At 61.2% G+C, this 14803-nt stretch carries 16 protein-coding genes; 8 read left to right on the forward strand and 8 right to left on the reverse strand.

Going from position 1 to position 14803, the window contains the following annotated elements; all coding sequences use genetic code 11:
• Window positions 1–17: 17 nt before the first annotated feature.
• The 3 genes from V6617_RS06510 to V6617_RS06520 all read right to left on the reverse strand — a co-directional run bounded on the left by V6617_RS06510 (window position 18) and on the right by V6617_RS06520 (window position 3373).
• Window positions 18–872: a transporter substrate-binding domain-containing protein gene (locus V6617_RS06510; RefSeq protein WP_338609841.1), complete on the reverse strand. Its 855-nt coding sequence runs from the start codon at window positions 870–872 to the stop codon at window positions 18–20.
• A 110-nt stretch (window positions 873–982) separates the two neighbouring features.
• Window positions 983–2749, reverse strand: coding sequence for a pyrroloquinoline quinone-dependent dehydrogenase (locus V6617_RS06515; RefSeq protein ID WP_338609843.1), 1767 nt, complete (start codon window positions 2747–2749; stop codon window positions 983–985).
• 87 nt (window positions 2750–2836) lie between these two features.
• Complete coding sequence (locus V6617_RS06520) at window positions 2837–3373, reverse strand: c-type cytochrome (RefSeq protein ID WP_338609845.1); 537 nt, start codon at window positions 3371–3373, stop codon at window positions 2837–2839.
• Window positions 3374–3769: 396 nt separating this feature from the next.
• On the opposite strand from V6617_RS06520, the gene V6617_RS06525 reads away from it, so the two are divergent.
• The 7 genes from V6617_RS06525 (at window position 3770) to V6617_RS06555 (ending at window position 11034) form a co-directional block, all read left to right on the forward strand.
• Window positions 3770–4543, forward strand: a complete 774-nt coding sequence (locus tag V6617_RS06525; RefSeq protein WP_338609846.1) for a helix-turn-helix domain-containing protein — start codon at window positions 3770–3772, stop codon at window positions 4541–4543.
• 17 nt (window positions 4544–4560) lie between these two features.
• Window positions 4561–5499, forward strand: coding sequence for a Kelch repeat-containing protein (locus tag V6617_RS06530; RefSeq protein WP_338609847.1), 939 nt, complete (start codon window positions 4561–4563; stop codon window positions 5497–5499).
• A gap of 45 nt (window positions 5500–5544) precedes the next feature.
• Window positions 5545–6147, forward strand: a complete 603-nt coding sequence (locus V6617_RS06535; RefSeq protein WP_338609848.1) for a 5'-methylthioadenosine/S-adenosylhomocysteine nucleosidase — start codon at window positions 5545–5547, stop codon at window positions 6145–6147.
• A 57-nt stretch (window positions 6148–6204) separates the two neighbouring features.
• Window positions 6205–6930 carry an endonuclease/exonuclease/phosphatase family protein gene (locus V6617_RS06540; protein ID WP_338609850.1) on the forward strand — a complete coding sequence of 242 codons (726 nt, stop codon included), beginning with the start codon at window positions 6205–6207 and terminating at the stop codon, window positions 6928–6930.
• Window positions 6931–7010: 80 nt separating this feature from the next.
• Window positions 7011–8816 (forward strand): ABC-F family ATP-binding cassette domain-containing protein, encoded by a 1806-nt coding sequence (locus V6617_RS06545; RefSeq protein ID WP_338609852.1) that lies wholly within the window; start codon window positions 7011–7013, stop codon window positions 8814–8816.
• 293 nt (window positions 8817–9109) lie between these two features.
• Window positions 9110–9784 (forward strand): L,D-transpeptidase, encoded by a 675-nt coding sequence (locus V6617_RS06550; protein WP_338609854.1) that lies wholly within the window; start codon window positions 9110–9112, stop codon window positions 9782–9784.
• 71 nt (window positions 9785–9855) lie between these two features.
• On the forward strand, window positions 9856–11034 hold the full coding sequence (locus V6617_RS06555; RefSeq protein WP_338609856.1) for an NAD(P)/FAD-dependent oxidoreductase: 1179 nt from the start codon (window positions 9856–9858) through the stop codon (window positions 11032–11034).
• Here V6617_RS06555 and V6617_RS06560 read toward each other — a convergent pair.
• Window positions 11031–11249 (reverse strand): hypothetical protein, encoded by a 219-nt coding sequence (locus V6617_RS06560; protein WP_338609858.1) that lies wholly within the window; start codon window positions 11247–11249, stop codon window positions 11031–11033. The two genes, V6617_RS06555 and V6617_RS06560, sit on opposite strands and share 4 nt — an antisense overlap.
• Window positions 11250–11569: 320 nt before the next feature.
• Between V6617_RS06560 and V6617_RS06565 the strand changes: the two genes are divergently transcribed.
• A complete protein-coding gene (locus V6617_RS06565) occupies window positions 11570–12724 on the forward strand; it encodes a PRC-barrel domain-containing protein (RefSeq protein WP_338609859.1) in 1155 nt (384 codons plus the stop codon).
• A gap of 431 nt (window positions 12725–13155) precedes the next feature.
• Here V6617_RS06565 and V6617_RS06570 read toward each other — a convergent pair whose 3' ends face one another.
• The 4 genes from V6617_RS06570 to V6617_RS06585 form a co-directional block, all read right to left on the reverse strand.
• Window positions 13156–13587: a phage holin family protein gene (locus V6617_RS06570; RefSeq protein ID WP_338609861.1), complete on the reverse strand. Its 432-nt coding sequence runs from the start codon at window positions 13585–13587 to the stop codon at window positions 13156–13158.
• A gap of 11 nt (window positions 13588–13598) precedes the next feature.
• Window positions 13599–13931 (reverse strand): hypothetical protein, encoded by a 333-nt coding sequence (locus V6617_RS06575; RefSeq protein WP_338609862.1) that lies wholly within the window; start codon window positions 13929–13931, stop codon window positions 13599–13601.
• A gap of 108 nt (window positions 13932–14039) precedes the next feature.
• A complete protein-coding gene (locus V6617_RS06580; RefSeq protein ID WP_338609864.1) occupies window positions 14040–14597 on the reverse strand; it encodes a sigma-70 family RNA polymerase sigma factor in 558 nt (185 codons plus the stop codon).
• A 9-nt stretch (window positions 14598–14606) separates the two neighbouring features.
• Window positions 14607–14798, reverse strand: a complete 192-nt coding sequence (locus V6617_RS06585; protein ID WP_338609865.1) for a NepR family anti-sigma factor — start codon at window positions 14796–14798, stop codon at window positions 14607–14609.
• Between the last annotated feature and the right edge of the window lie 5 nt (window positions 14799–14803).

Genomic DNA, 14803 nt, shown 5'->3' on the forward strand with positions numbered 1-14803 from the left:
CAGCAAACCATCATCGCTCAATTGCCGCTTTTGTCGGTCAGCCCGTTTTCGGCCAGAAGCGCATCGATGGTGCCGTCGGCCCTGAGCGCTGCGATGGAATCGGACAGCAAATTGTTCAGATAGCTATCCTCGGCCCGCGTGGCGATGCCGATTTCGATGGGGTCGACCGGAAAGGGCAGGTCATAGGAATAGCTGAACCCGGCGGCCTCTGGATCTCCTTCGGTCGCGCCGAACAGCCCGTACTCCCAGATCATGCCGGCGCCGATCGTGCCGTCGACCAGGCGTTCGAGCATCAATTGATTGTCGGGGTAGGGCGTGCGGCCCCAACTGCGGTCTTCGGGTTGCGCGCCAAGATACTGGATCAGCCTGTTGTCGCCGGCTGCCATCATGCGCACGCCAATGCGCTCGCCAAACGGCACTTCGGCCAGCTCGGCGGCGTCCGAACGCGTCACCAGCACGGTGCGGGCGCTGAGATAGGGCTGGCTGATTGTCATCCAGTCGGGATTGGATGGGGACAAAAGGAACCCCATGAAACCGTCGCATTCCTGCGCCAGCATGATGAACATCTGCTGCTCGGTGAGAACAATCCGATAATCGAGCGGCAATGGCCGTGTCGGCCAGTCGCGGGCGCCCACTTCATAAAATTCGACCTCCGCCAGAACGCTCTGTCCGATTGCCTGGGCGAGATCGCGCTCGAACGGGGCCAGAACGCCTTCTGGGTTGATGCAGAAGACGAGCTTGCTGCCCTCTTGCCGCATGCGTTCGGTGTAAAGGTCTCGGGGTACGATATCGAAGGACTGAGCGAACGCCGATCCCGCAATCAGCGTCAGCGCGGCACCCAATGTTGCGACATGGAAAGCAGTTTTGCTCAAGAGCGGCATCCATCCTCCCTGAAGGGTCCGCAGATGCCGGAAATCCGGCATGTAAAGGCAGGAAGGGGTCCAGCGGCTGACCGCTGAACCCCCGATTTGGTGATCAGATCTTATTCTTCGGGCAGTGCGAAGACATAGACTGCAGAGTTGCTGCCGCCCTGGTCCACATTGCCGTCGGCAATCATCAGAGCCGACGAGAAGCCGGCCGGTCCTGCCGGGATCGCGACGTACTGACGTCCATCGACCTCATAGGTGATCGCGTGACCCGAAGCATCCGACGCAAGGCGCGAGCGCCACAGCATGTCGCCGGTTTCGGCGTTGAAGGCCTTGAGGTAGCGATCGCCACCACCGGTGAACAGCAGGTTGCCTGCGGTTGTCATCACCGGCGAGTACTGCGAAGCGGGCTGTTCCCAGCTCCAGACGGTTTCGCCGGTCGAGATGTCGATGGCGTCGATACGGCCAACATTGGTCTCTTCAGGCGGCAGCGTGTACTCGGAATCGGTGTTGTACACGTCGAGGGCCGTCGGCTCGTTGTCACGTGCCGTGGAAATCTGGCAGGTGTTGTTGAGCGGGATGTAGTAGATGCCCGTGTTCGGGTTGAACGCAGAGGGCGGCCAATCGCGACCACCGAGGTAGGCCGGGCAATGTTCCACCGGAACGCCGATTTCGTCGAGGACGACATCTTCGTTGACGGTGACCAGACCGGTTTCGTCGATGCTTTCGATCATGTTGGTGTAGGCGGTATCGCGCGCCCACAGGAACTCGCCGGTTTCGGCGTCGAACTGCCACATCGTTCCGGTCTTGCACGGCACGCCGGTCAGAACGCGACGACCTTCACCCGATGCGTCCGAACCGATGGCGCGCAGGCCATCCATGGATTCGCTGGGGTTCACGTCGGTGTCGGCGACGATCATTTCGAACGTGCATTCCTGATCCCAGTTGTCGCGGGGCAGGGTCTGGTGACGCCAGACGATTTCGCCGGTTTCGGGGCGGACCGCAAAGCGGGTGTTGGTGCCGTAAAGCGTGCCGCCGGGCGTGCCGCGCTGAACTTCCGAAGCCGGGCCAACCGCGCTCGAACCGTAGAAGACCAGGTCGAGTTCGGGATCATAGGTGATCTGACCCCAAACGCCGGTCATCCAGCGCGATTCGTAATCGTTGCCCCAGGTTTCGTCGCCTTCTTCACCCGGCTGGGGGATGAAGGTGTTGCGCCAGAGTTCTTCACCTGTTTCGGCGTCATGGCCGGAGATGAAACAGCCGAACGCCGAATACTGGCAGGTCGAGCCGGCCACGATCACGCCGTTTGCCACGATTGGGCCCGACGTGTTGGAAACCAGATCGGTGCCCTGGCCACGATCGACTTCCCAGGCCAGCTGGCCGGTCTTCATGTCGAGGGCGACAAGGAAGTTGTCCCAGCTCATGAAGTAGAGGTGATCGCCATAAACCGAGATGCCACGCTTGCGATCGCCAAGCGAATGCAGGGTGGTGGTATCGGGCAGACGGCGGCGGTACTGCCAGATCAGATCGCCGGTGACGGCGTCGATGGCCTGGATGGTGTCGCCGGGGTTGGCGATGAACATGATGCCATCGTAAACGATCGGCGAGGTCTGCATCGGGCCGGTTTCAAGACCGCGTGCCCAGACCATCTGGAGCTGACCGACATTGTCGGTGTTGATCTGATCGAGCGGGCTGAAACGATAGTTGTCGACAGCGCGACCGTAGGCGAGCCAGTCGCCATCATCGGGGTTTGCGAGCATTTCGTCGGTCACCGGCGCCAGATCGCTTATCGCGCTCTGGGCAAACGCCGGTACGGCGAGCAGCCCGAAAGCCGTGGTCCCCGCAAGGACCATTTTCAACAGTTTGGAAGACAATTGCCTCACTCCCTTTCTCTTTTGGTACGAGTTTGTTGTTGAGCACGGGAACGCTGGAGCTCCGCGTTCCCGTTGGTTTTGATCGCAATCCCCGCCCTAGGGCGTGGGTACGATCGTGATTGTCGAAAGCGCTTCCTCGGTGCCTTCGAGTTCGGTGTCGCCGGCCGGGGCGCCATGCAACTCGAGCAGGTAGGCGACGATGTCGGCATATTCCTGATCGGTGAACCAGCCTGCATTGCCCGGAGGCATGTTCGAGCGCATGTAATCGAAATAGGTGAAAAGCGACTCGTCGGCGTATTTGTTGTCCAGCGTGTAGCCAATCAGACCCGGAGCGGCAGAAGAGCCGCGCGCGGTATTGGAATGGCAGGTCGCGCAGTCGGTGCCGAAAAAGCCCATACCGCGGTCGGCCTGTTCTGCCGTGTAAACGCCGTCAAAAATGGTGCGCTCACCGCCTTCAGCGGCGGCGGTTTCACCGTCGGTTGCCGCAACATCTATCGCCTTGGCTTCAAGCGCGGCGCGTTGCTCGGGTGACATGTTGTCGAACGCAAATGCCGATGTCGCGGCAAGAGCGGCTATCGCGGCCGCCATAAGCGCCGTCCGGCCGACAGGGCCCAGACCGGTGGGTCTCCACATACTCAAATCCTTCATTTTCAGAACTGAATTTCCTCCTCCTTACCGACCACCGGTTTTCCGGTTGTGTCGGTTGCGATCGCCTGTTGTGGCAATTTGCCGGGCGACGAGGCGCCGCATTGTGAAACGCCATTTCACAAAATTGCGCTTTCGGAGCGCGTCGAGTCAAGCTGATATGTCAGCGATGCTGCGCAAAGTTATTTCGGTTTCCGATGATTTTCGGAAAAGAAAGTGCCCGTCCGGTCCAATTTGCCCAAAATTCGGCCCAAAAACACTCATGCACCTGGGGTGCCGACCTGAATCACGGGTTTGAACAATGGTGAATTAGACGAAAGTCTAATTCCATGCATTATGCTGTATTACTGATGCGAGAAGGGCGGGCGAGCCACGAGGGAAAGCATGGTTTCGTACAGGAAGGTTGAGGCGCTGAGCCGGGGGCTGACCATATTGCGCTATGTCAACGAAGAGCAGGGAGCCACCGTGGGCAGCCTGCATGCCAAGTCCGGGCTCGACAAGGCGACCATCGTGCGCATGCTCGAAACACTCGAGCATGATGGCTATGTCACCCGGTGCGACGGCGCCCATTGGCGGGCGGCGGGAAAGACCCTTTTGCTCTCGGGCGGTTATTCGGCGGTGCGGGAAATGGGGCGGCTGGCCAGCCCTGTGCTCAGCGAGAGCCGGGAAATTCTCAAATGGCCTGCGAGCTTTGGAATTTTCGACCGCGATGCCATGATCATCGCCGATACGACCCATGACTGGCGCGGCATGATGGTCACCCGCCAGCCCAACCATCGCCCGCCAATGCTCACGACATCGCTTGGGCGGGCTTATCTCGCGTTCATGGAGGACAAGGAGCGCGAGGTGCTGCTCAGCTTGCTGCGCCGCGATCCGACCGGCTGGAACGCCCTGGCCAACAAGCCGGGCAAGATTTCGGAATTGATCGCCGATATCCGCCAAAAGGGCTATGCGTTGGCCGACAGCAACTACATGGCGCATACCTTTGGCGGCGATATCTGGGGGATGAGTGTGCCCGTGAGGGGCAAGACCCGGCTTTACGGATCGTTGGTCATCATGGTTTTGCGCCGCGTGATCGGGGAAGAGGAGGGGGTATTGGACCTTGCGCCGCGCATGCAGGAGGTTGCTCCTCGAATAGCGGAGGCGCTGGGCGGGTAGGACAGGGAGGAAGAAGGATGACGACCGGATTGCGCTGGGTGCTTGCGCCTGCATTTGCACTGTTGGCCTGTGCCGCCATGGGACATGAGCCCGGCCAGTGGCAGGGCGGGGTTCAAGGGCCCCAGCCGCGCTCGGAAATGGCCGTGGTGCAGGACGGCGACCTGGCCTATCTGATCGGCGATTATGTTGGAGCCACCGAAGTGCTGATCTACGACCTCGAAGCGCAAAGCTGGAGTGTCGGACCCGATTTCCCCTATCGCGTACATCACCCCATGGCCGCCGCGCTGGACGGGGACATCTATGTGTTCGGTGGTTACGTCAATGGCTGGGAGGCGATCGACGCGGTTTGGGTTCTCGATGGGGAGACGCTTGCCTGGAGCGCGGCGGCCCCCATGCCCTCGCCGCTGGCAGCGGGCGGCGCGGCGATTGTCGATGGCAAAATCCATGTGATCGGCGGTTCGCGCTCGGGTGCAGTCAATACCGATGCCCACATGATCTACGATCCACAGGCCGACACCTGGAAGATCGCATCCCCAATCCCCACGCCGCGCGATCATCTCGGTGTCGTTGCGATTGCCGGCGAGATCCTCGCTATTGGCGGCCGGGTCGATGGCGATCCGGCATTCAATCTCGACACCGTCGAGATCTACGATCCACAAACCGATGCCTGGCGCAGCGGCGCGCCTATGCCGACCGCGCGCAGTGGGGTTGCCGCCACCGTGCTGGACGGCAAGGCGTTCATTTTCGGCGGGGAAACGCGCCAGGTAACCTTCGCCGAAGCGGAAGCCTACGATCCGCTCACCGATAACTGGACCGAGCTTGCACCGCTCCCCACCCCGCGGCACGGGTTTGGGGCGGTGGTCCATGAGGGGCAGATACTGACCCTGATGGGGGCGCCGACAGCGGGCGGGGATCGCTCCAATCTGGTGGAAGTCTTCGTGCCCTCGATGCCATAGATCGATTTTTGTTGCGGGCAATCGGGCGGCGGCTTAGGCACGGTGATGGCTTCAATTTTCTATGTCATGGCTGCCGATCCCGAATATGGCCCGCATTTGCGAGCCCGGATCGCGCCGCTCATGTGCGGTGTCGGCCCGGTCGAGGCGGCGATTTCTGTCACCCGCGCCCTGGCGGCGGCGCAAACCGGTCGTGGCCTGCCCGATCTTGTCGTTTCGCTCGGATCGGCCGGTTCGGCAACGCTCGCGCACACCGGGGTTTATCAGGCCGCTTCGGTTTCCTATCGCGACATGGATGCGACGGCGCTGGGGTTCGCGCGCGGCGCCACGCCGTTTCTCGATCTGCCGGTCGTGTTGCCGCTTGAGCCGGAAATTCCGGGTCTGGCACCGGCGCGGCTGTCGACCGGTGCCAATGTGGTTTCGGGGGCGGGCTATGAGGCAATCGACGCCGATATGGTCGATATGGAATCCTTTGCGGTGCTGCGCGCCTGCCAGGCCTTTGGCGTCCCGCTGGTTGTGGTGCGTGGGATTTCCGACGGGGTGAGCGAACTCACCGGCATGTCCGACTGGACGCGCGACCTTGCCATCATCGATGAAAAGCTGGCTGGTGCCGTCGATCTCATCGAGGCCCATGCCAACAGCATTTTCTAGCAACCAAGTGCGGCCAGCTTCATTGACCTGCCACATCGCCATGACAATTATGCACCCATGATTTCCGTCGCTTCCTACAACATCCGCAAAAGCGTGGGCACAGACTGGCGGCGCGATCCGGGCCGCATCCTCGATATCATTTCCGAAATCGATGCCGATATCATCGCGCTTCAGGAAGTCGACAGGCGGTTCGGCAGTCGGGCCGCCTCGTTGTCTCCCGAAATGGTTGCCGAACGGTCCGACTATTTTGCCATCAGCTTCGGGGTGCGTGAGCAAAGCCTTGGCTGGCATGGGAACACGATTCTTTATCGCCAGGGCATCGAAGTGCTCGACACCAAGACCCTGACGCTGCCCGCGCTGGAACCGCGCGGTGCCGTGCTTGGCGATTTCCAGGTCGGCAATGAGCGTCTTCGCGTCATCGGGCTGCATCTGGGGCTGGTCGATCTTTGGCGCCGCCGTCAGGCGCAGTCGGTGCTCAACCAACTCGATATTCTCGATGAAACGCTCCCCACGATCATCATGGGCGATCTCAACCAGTGGACGACGGAAGGCGGGTGCCTTGCCCATTTTGCCGAGAACCATCAGGTGATCGCACCGGGCCCGAGCTTTCATTCTTCCCGTCCGGTGCTCAATTTCGATCGCATCATCACCACCATGGACATCGATGTGGCCGCGTCAGGCGTCCACATGTCGGATCTGGCCCGCAAGGGCTCGGACCATCTCCCGGTCTGGGCGCGGATCAGGATAAACGCCGAGGCGCGCGAGATCGCGCAGTCCGCATAACGGCAGGGGCTTGCATTGGCCAGTGATATTGGCCATCTGTCACCCACGACAGCCTTCCCCCGAAATGACCCGAGTTTTTTATGGCCGCGCCACTCCTTGCCTTGCAATCGATCCGCCTCGTCATGGGGTCGACACCCCTGCTGGAAGGGGCCGACCTTTCGGTGGGGCCGGGCGAAAAGATCGCGCTGGTCGGGCGCAACGGGTCGGGCAAGTCGACCCTGCTCAAGATTGCTGCCGGAACCATCGAACCCGATGGGGGAGAGCGGTTCTTTCAGCCCGGCGCCACCGTGCGCTATCTGCCCCAGGAGCCCGATCTGTCGGGCTTTGAAACCACGCTTGCCTATGTGGAAGGGGGCCTGGAAGGCGCCGACGATAATTATCGGGCGCAATATCTGCTCGAGCAGCTTGGTCTGACGGGCACCGAAAATCCCGCCTCGCTATCGGGCGGAGAGGCCCGTCGCGCCGCGCTGGCCCGCGTGCTTGCGCCGGAACCCGACATTTTGCTGCTGGACGAGCCAACCAACCATCTCGATTTGCCGGCCATCGAATGGCTGGAAGGCGAACTCAAATCGCTGCGCTCGGCCCTGGTGCTCATCAGCCACGACCGCCGGTTTCTCTCCGATCTCACGCGCAGCACTGTGTGGATCGACCGGGGGCAGACCCGGCGCATCGATCAGGGCTTTGGCATGTTTGAAGCCTGGCGCGACGATTTCCTCGAGCAGGAGGAAAAGGAGCAGCACAAGCTGGCGCGCAAGATCGCTGCCGAGGAGCACTGGGTTCGCTATGGCGTCACCGCCCGCCGCAAGCGCAATGTGCGGCGCATGGATCTGCTGGGCGGCCTGCGCCAGCAGGTCAAGGATTATCGCGGCCCGCAGGGCACCGTAAAAATGACGGTGGCCGAGGGGCGCAGTTCGGGCGCCATGGTCGTCGAGGCCGAAAATATCCACAAGGCGTTCGGCGAGCGGGTGGTGGTCGACGATTTTTCGACGCGCGTCATGCGCGGCAGCCGGGTCGGCATCGTCGGTCCCAATGGCGCGGGCAAAACGACGCTGATCCGCATGTTGACCGGCGAGATTGAGCCCGATAGGGGCACTGTGCGGCTCGGCACGCGGCTTGAGCTCGCCGTGCTCGATCAGCGCCGCGCTTCGCTCGATCCCGAAGCCACCCTCAAGGACGTGCTGACCGGTGGGGGCAGCGATACGCTGACCATCAATGGCCAGCCCAAGCATGTCATCGGCTACATGAAGGAATTTCTGTTCACCCCCGAGCAGGCCCGAACCGTGGTCGGCAAGCTTTCGGGCGGCGAGCGCAACCGCGTCACGCTGGCCCGCGCCCTGGCGCTGCCCTCCAATGTGCTGGTGTTGGACGAGCCGACCAACGATCTCGATCTCGAAACCCTCGACCTGCTCGAGGAAATGATCGCCGACTATCAGGGCACCGTGATCGTGGTCAGCCACGATCGCGATTTTCTCGACAAGGTTGCCACCTCGATCATCGTTGCCGAGGGCGACGGGGACTGGAACGAATATGCCGGTGGCTATGCCGACATGGTCGTCCAACGCGGGGCAGGGGTTTCGGCCCGTCGCGTCGAAAAAGCGCCGGCCGCGCCCAAAGGCAAATCGGCTCCCGCCGCACCGCCGCAGCAAAAGCGCAAATTGTCGTTCAAGGACAAACACGCGCTTGAGACGCTGCCGAAAGAAATGGATGGCGTGCGCAAGCAGATGGCCGCGCTCCAGTCGACGCTGGACGATGCCGGGCTTTACAATCGTGACCCGGACAAATTCGAAAAGGTCACCGCCGATCTCGCCGCGGCGCAGCAAAAGCTGGCCGAGATGGAAGATCGCTGGCTGGAGCTGGAATTGATGCGGGAAGACATCGAAGGATGATCCCTCGCGATTCTCACAAATGTGCGATCACATTTATCCTTTCCCGATTGTAAACCAATCTGCTGCTAAGTCGGCTATGAAGATCCGCGCATGAAATATGCCGGTTTTTCGGGCCGACAGGCCGCTTTTCAAGGATGTGCGGTGATCCGCGGGGGACCATCCGTATGCCAATGGGGTGTGGTGCCGAAAGGCAACACAGCTTCTGCCGGCATGAGGGAGGGCGGAACAATGTCGCGCCAGCCATATTTCATATCGCGCCGTGCAAGCCATCCGGATAACAAAAAGCAGACAAGATGACCTCATTGACCACCCCACTCCCCCGCCGCCGATTTCTCGCCGGAGCCGCCAGTCTTTCGGCCCTGACACTCGCCGGTTGCTCGAGCATGAGCACCCCGGCGCCCCAGACTCCGGCCCTTCCGCAACTGGATCCGTTTTACGTCAACATGTATCGCGGCGTGCAGGACGGTGAGTTCTATGTTCCGGCCGTCGATCTGCGGTTTGTCGATTCCACCTATTATCGTCGGGTCGTTCCCGACCCCACGGGAGAACGTCCGGGCACGATTTACGTCGATACCGCCAATTATTATCTCTACCTGGTTCAGGAAGATGGCCAGGCCATGCGCTATGGCGTGGGTCTTGGCCGCGAAGGGTTCGGCTGGTCGGGTCGCGGCACGATCCAGTTCAAGCGCAAATGGCCGACCTGGACCCCGCCCTCCGCGATGATCGAGCGCCAGCCCGAACTCGAGGAGTGGCGTAATGGCCAGCCGGGCGGTCTCGACAATCCGCTTGGCGCGCGCGCGCTCTACATCTTCCAGAACGGCCGCGATACGCTTTATCGGATTCACGGCACGCCGGAACCCTGGACGATCGGCACCAATGTCTCTTCGGGCTGCGTGCGCCTGATGAACCAGGACATCATGGATCTTTATTCCCGCGTTGCGACGGGCAACACGCTTATCGTGGCCTGATCGCTTTCAGCGTTTGCGCCAGACCCGCCCGTCCGGTACCAACCGGGCGGGTGTTTTTTTGGCAGGATGTCATGGGTTTTTTCGACGTTGTCGTTATCGGAGCCGGGGCGGCGGGCATGATGTGCGCGGCAACCGCCGGCCAGCGTGGCCGGTCGGTCCTCATTGTCGATCACGCCGAGGCGCCGGGCAAGAAGATCCGCATTTCGGGCGGCGGGCGGTGCAACTTCACCAACATCCACACGAGCTCGCAATCGTTCCTCTCGCAAAACCCAAAATTCGCAATTTCAGCTCTGAGGCGCTATCGCCCCGCGGACTTCATTGCGCTGGTGGAACGCTACGGCATCGCCTATCACGAAAAAACGCTCGGTCAGCTCTTTTGCGACGGGTCGGCCCAGCAGGTCATCGACATGCTGCTCGATGAAATGAAAGCCGCCGGCGTGCGGCTCGAACTGGGTGTCGGTGTCGAGGCGATCGAGCCTTCGGCCAATGGCTACGCCCTGCGGCTGCCCGACGGCCCGGTTACCTGCACATCGCTGGTCATAGCGACAGGTGGCAAGTCGATACCGAAAATGGGCGCCACCGGCTTTGCCTATCAGGTCGCGGCCCAGTTCGGTGTGCCGGTCGTCGAACCGCGCCCAGGTCTTGTGCCGCTCACCTTCGAGCCGGGCATGCTTGAGCGCCTTCGGCCACTTGCCGGGGTTTCGCTCGACGCAACGGTAAGCCACGGCAAAACCGCATTCCAAGAGGGCCTGCTGTTCACCCATCGCGGGTTGAGTGGTCCCTCGATCCTGCAAATTTCTTCCTATTGGCGCGAGGGCAATGCCGTTGCCATCGATCTGGCACCGCAGGCCGATATCGCCCAATGGCTAGTCGAGGCGCGCGCGCGCAACGGCAAGCAGTCCGTGCTCAACGCAATTGCCGAGCTGCTGCCACGCCGGGTGGCCGAACTGGTTGTGGCGCAGGCTGGCGTTTCGGGCAATCTTGCCGATCTGGGGCGCAAGGGCATGGACGCCATCGTCGCCGCGATTTCGGACTGGCGGGTCAAACCGGTCGGCACGGAAGGGTATCGCACGGCCGAAGTGACTTTGGGCGGCATCGATACCGCGGCGCTCAGTTCCACCGACATGCAGGTCAAGGCCGTGCCCGGGCTCTATTTCATCGGCGAGGCGGTCGACGTGACCGGCTGGCTCGGAGGTTACAACTTCCAATGGGCCTGGGCTTCGGGCAAGGCGAGCGGGTTGGCCGCTTAACCGGGACTGATCACGGTGTGGACCGTTCCGGCGATGTTGGCGAGCCGGAGGTGGGCGCTCGAGGGCGAAAGATAACTCGAGGCGAACACAAATCCCCCGACCCCCAGACAGATGATCGCCAGCCAACCGATGATGAACCCTCGGCGGCTGTAGCCCTTGATGGGAGCCGATGATGCCGATTGGGCGGGATTACGTGCAAAGCCTGGAAAACTCATAAATCACAAATCCGGGAGCATGGATGATCGCTCCCTTTGTCGCTTGTGAATGTGCTGGGCCAATGGCGCAATAACGCCAAGACAAAGGCATTAGCGACACATTTGCGGCCGGAGTCGGTGGTGGCTGATTCAAAGGAAACGGACAGACCGCGCATTGTGTTCCAAAGCCCGCATTTGTTGGGGATTCTCGTTGCATTGGGGAACCAAGCGGGGAAGGCGACGTTCATTTGCCATGACGGCTGGGGTGCCGATCGGGGCATGAGTTGAGCCTCGCGGTTCCAGCCTGAAAACTTGAAACAAGCGATTTCAGGAGAAAACTAATGTATCGCAAGCTTCTTGCCTCGACCGCGCTGGCTCTGGTTGTTACCGGCGGCGCCTATGCTCAGGAAATGGCCCCGGCTGATCCCGCCATGGCCCCTGCAGAACCCATGATGGAGACGCCCGCGGAACCCGAAACTCCGCAGGAGCCTCTTGTTAGCGCCGAAGAAACCGGCATCAATGCCGACGGTTGGCTGGCCACCGAAATCATCGGTGAAACCATTTATAATTCCACGGGCGACGACGCCGAAGCCATCGGCGACGTCAATGACTTCGTGCTCGACCAGAACGGCGAAATCGGTGCCGTTGTCGTCGGTGTCGGCGGTTTCCTTGGCATCGGCCAGAAGAGCGTCGCCATCAACTGGTCCGACCTTGAACTGTCCGAGGATATGGACGGCAATAACCGTCTCGTTGCCAGCATGACCCGCGAACAGCTTGAAAATGCTGCCGAATTCGACCGCCAGGAATGGCTGGCAAGTGAATCGGCTGCCGCCGCCGAAATGGATTCGATGGGTGCCGGCGATGCCATGGCTCCCGCTCCCGCCGGTGATGCTATGGCGCCCGCCGCCCCCGCTGACGACGCGATGGCAACTGAAGAAGCTGCCCCTGCCGATGACGCCATGGCAAGCGAAGAAGCTGCCCCGGCTGATGACGCGATGGCATCTGAAGAAGCTGCTCCGGCCGATGATGCCATGGCAAGCGAAGAAGCTGCCCCGGCCGATGATGCCATGGCAAGCGAAGAAGCCGCTCCGGCTGAAGACGCGATGGCAGCCGAGGAAGCCCCGGCTGAAGCCGACGCTGCCGCTGCTGCCGATTTCGACAGCATGGAATCGGTCGCTACCGCCGATATTTCGGCAGATGAGTTGACCGGTACGGCGGTTTACGGCGCGGGCGATGAGGAAATCGGCTCGATTGGCGACATCCTGCTTTCGGAAGACGGCACGGTTGATGCCGTTGTCATCGACTTCGGCGGCTTCCTGGGTATTGCCACCAAGCCTGTTGCCGTTGCCTTCGACAATCTGACTTTCGTCCGTGACGAAAATGGCGGCCTGATCCTGCGCACTCCGCTTACCGCAGAGGAACTGGAAGCCGCTCCCGAGTATGACGAGGAAGCCTATCTCTCGGCTCCCGAAGACAACTCGCTGATCGTCGAGTAACCAACGCCTACCACACTTGACGGGAAAGGGCCGGCCTCCAAGCCGGCCCTTTTGCCATGTCAGCCGCCCGGGCGAGGAGCGGATGGTGGATTTTCACAACGGCACTGGTGGGCCATCCCCAACCCGCATTTCTCCCTGAAAAGGAGGGATGCCATGGCTGACAAGACCATACCTGCCTGTTTCGATGCTGGCGCCATGACTGTAGCCCAGCCGAAATTGCCAGGGACCCCACACTGTCCCATGCACGCAAGATCGAACTGCTTGAAACTCTCAGGGACCATCACGCCGCTCCGGCGAACAAAGGCGTGCTGCGCGGTGCCGATCTCGACAAGCTCTTCAAGCTCAATTCGCTGGCCAAGGACCACGCGTAATCCCGGCCACAAAAAAAGGCCGGTCACATTGACCGGCCTTTTTCCCGTGTGTTGCTAGGCTCAATCGTCGTCATCGCCGCCGGACGTGCCGAAATACCAGCCAAGCGCGATGGCGGCCACGGCGGGCCAGAACAACCGTCCCCGGGCTCGAGAGGCGATGCGCAGGCCGGTCGATGCCAGCGAAACAGTGGACGCCATCATCGCCGTATTGGCGGAATTGCGGCGCTTCTGTTCTTTCTTGTGTTTGTGCCGGGCGATGACGATACCCAGCGAAATGCCCGCGAGAACAAGAAAGCCCGCGCCCATAATCAGGGCGGCTTCCAACGGGCCGGTTTCCTGAGCCAGCCAGATATAGAGCGCGGCGATAAGGAAGCCGAGCCCGACCAGGCCGATCAGGCCGATGATTGCGTAAACGGCAACCGACAGCCCCATCGACCGGACAGCCGATGTTGCGCGGTCGGTCACCGCCGTGAAAGGTGCGGTCAGCGCCATGGCGCCGCTCCTTAAAGAATTTTGGAAAGAACGAAACCGACGCCGGCCGCGATAAGCACTGACGAGATCGGCTTTTCGCGGATCATCGACTTGAGTTCGCCTTCCGCGGCCTCGAAACTGTCCTGGACCTGCTCCAGTGTCTCTTCGCCCTTTTGTTCCGCGGTCTTGCGGAGGCGGCGGGCTTCGGTTTTGGCTCCGTCGGTGCGATATTTGACGACATCGCCCAGCGTTGCCGTGATGGCGGCGACGTCTTCACGCAGCGCCGCGATTTCGGCATCGAGATCTTTTGCCGGATCGTCAGTGTTGGCTTTTGCTGTACGGGCTGTTGTTGCGGCTCGGGCCATGATTGGCCTCCCATGTTTGAGTTATACCCGCAACTCTAACGCCGAAACGAAAGAGAGGTTCCGGGCGCAATGCCCGAAACCCCTTAATTTTCCGCGTTTTTTGATGTGTCAGGCCGCGCTGGAGGAGGAAAGGTTCATAACCCCGACCGCCACGGCGTCGGGACCGAACTCGCCATCGCCCTCGAGCTTGAGGATGGTCGCCAGCTGCGTGCGGGCACGGCTGACACGGCTCTTGATCGTGCCGACTGCGCAATCGCAGATTTCAGCCGCTTCCTCGTAGGAAAATCCCGAGGCGCCCACCAGGATGAGCGCTTCGCGCTGATCTTCGGGGAGCTGGTTTACGGCCTTCTTGAAATCTTCCATATCGAGGCGGCCGACCTGTTCGGGATGGCTCGAGAGCTTTTCGGCCATTGCCCCTTCGGGATCGGACACTTCGCGCTTGCGCTTGCGCATCTGACTATAGAATTCATTGCGCAGAATGGTGAAGAGCCAGCCCTTGAGATTGGTGCCGGGCGTGAACGAGGACCGCTTGTCCCAGGCGCGCACAAGCGTCTCCTGCACCAGATCGTCGGCCTTGTCGGCTGCACCGACAAGCGACATGGCAAAGGCACGAAGATTGGGAATTACGGCGAGCAGTTCGGCGCGGAAATCATATGTGTCTGACATGGCCGCCTCCTATTCGGACTTGGACTTGTCATCGTCTCCGAGCTTGCCAAGCAGCTCAAGCAGACGATCGGGAACCGGCTCTGCGACGACGTCGTCGTAGAGTTCGCGTAGCTTGAGCCCAATGAAGGCCTGTGAATCTGCTCCCAGGCTTGGCTTTTCTTCGCCCTCACGGACCTTTTCGTCCTGATCGTCACTGGTCATGTTTT

It is taken from the genome of Pelagibacterium nitratireducens (assembly GCF_037044555.1).
Lineage (GTDB): Bacteria > Pseudomonadota > Alphaproteobacteria > Rhizobiales > Devosiaceae > Pelagibacterium > Pelagibacterium nitratireducens.

Excerpts from the sequence above, each read along its gene's own strand:
- V6617_RS06565 (WP_338609859.1), top strand. The coding sequence starts at position 11,570 with ATGTATCGCAAGCTTCTTGCCTCGACCGCGCTGGCTCTGGTTGTTACC.
- V6617_RS06580 (WP_338609864.1), bottom strand. The coding sequence starts at position 14,597 with ATGTCAGACACATATGATTTCCGCGCCGAACTGCTCGCCGTAATTCCC.
- V6617_RS06575 (WP_338609862.1), bottom strand. The coding sequence starts at position 13,931 with ATGGCCCGAGCCGCAACAACAGCCCGTACAGCAAAAGCCAACACTGAC.
- V6617_RS06535 (WP_338609848.1), top strand. The coding sequence starts at position 5,545 with ATGGCTTCAATTTTCTATGTCATGGCTGCCGATCCCGAATATGGCCCG.
- V6617_RS06545 (WP_338609852.1), top strand. The coding sequence starts at position 7,011 with ATGGCCGCGCCACTCCTTGCCTTGCAATCGATCCGCCTCGTCATGGGG.
- V6617_RS06530 (WP_338609847.1), top strand. The coding sequence starts at position 4,561 with ATGACGACCGGATTGCGCTGGGTGCTTGCGCCTGCATTTGCACTGTTG.
- V6617_RS06560 (WP_338609858.1), bottom strand. The coding sequence starts at position 11,249 with ATGAGTTTTCCAGGCTTTGCACGTAATCCCGCCCAATCGGCATCATCG.
- V6617_RS06550 (WP_338609854.1), top strand. The coding sequence starts at position 9,110 with ATGACCTCATTGACCACCCCACTCCCCCGCCGCCGATTTCTCGCCGGA.
- V6617_RS06525 (WP_338609846.1), top strand. The coding sequence starts at position 3,770 with ATGGTTTCGTACAGGAAGGTTGAGGCGCTGAGCCGGGGGCTGACCATA.
- V6617_RS06540 (WP_338609850.1), top strand. The coding sequence starts at position 6,205 with ATGATTTCCGTCGCTTCCTACAACATCCGCAAAAGCGTGGGCACAGAC.
- V6617_RS06555 (WP_338609856.1), top strand. The coding sequence starts at position 9,856 with ATGGGTTTTTTCGACGTTGTCGTTATCGGAGCCGGGGCGGCGGGCATG.
- V6617_RS06570 (WP_338609861.1), bottom strand. The coding sequence starts at position 13,587 with ATGGCGCTGACCGCACCTTTCACGGCGGTGACCGACCGCGCAACATCG.
- V6617_RS06520 (WP_338609845.1), bottom strand. The coding sequence starts at position 3,373 with ATGTGGAGACCCACCGGTCTGGGCCCTGTCGGCCGGACGGCGCTTATG.
- V6617_RS06585 (WP_338609865.1), bottom strand. The coding sequence starts at position 14,798 with ATGACCAGTGACGATCAGGACGAAAAGGTCCGTGAGGGCGAAGAAAAG.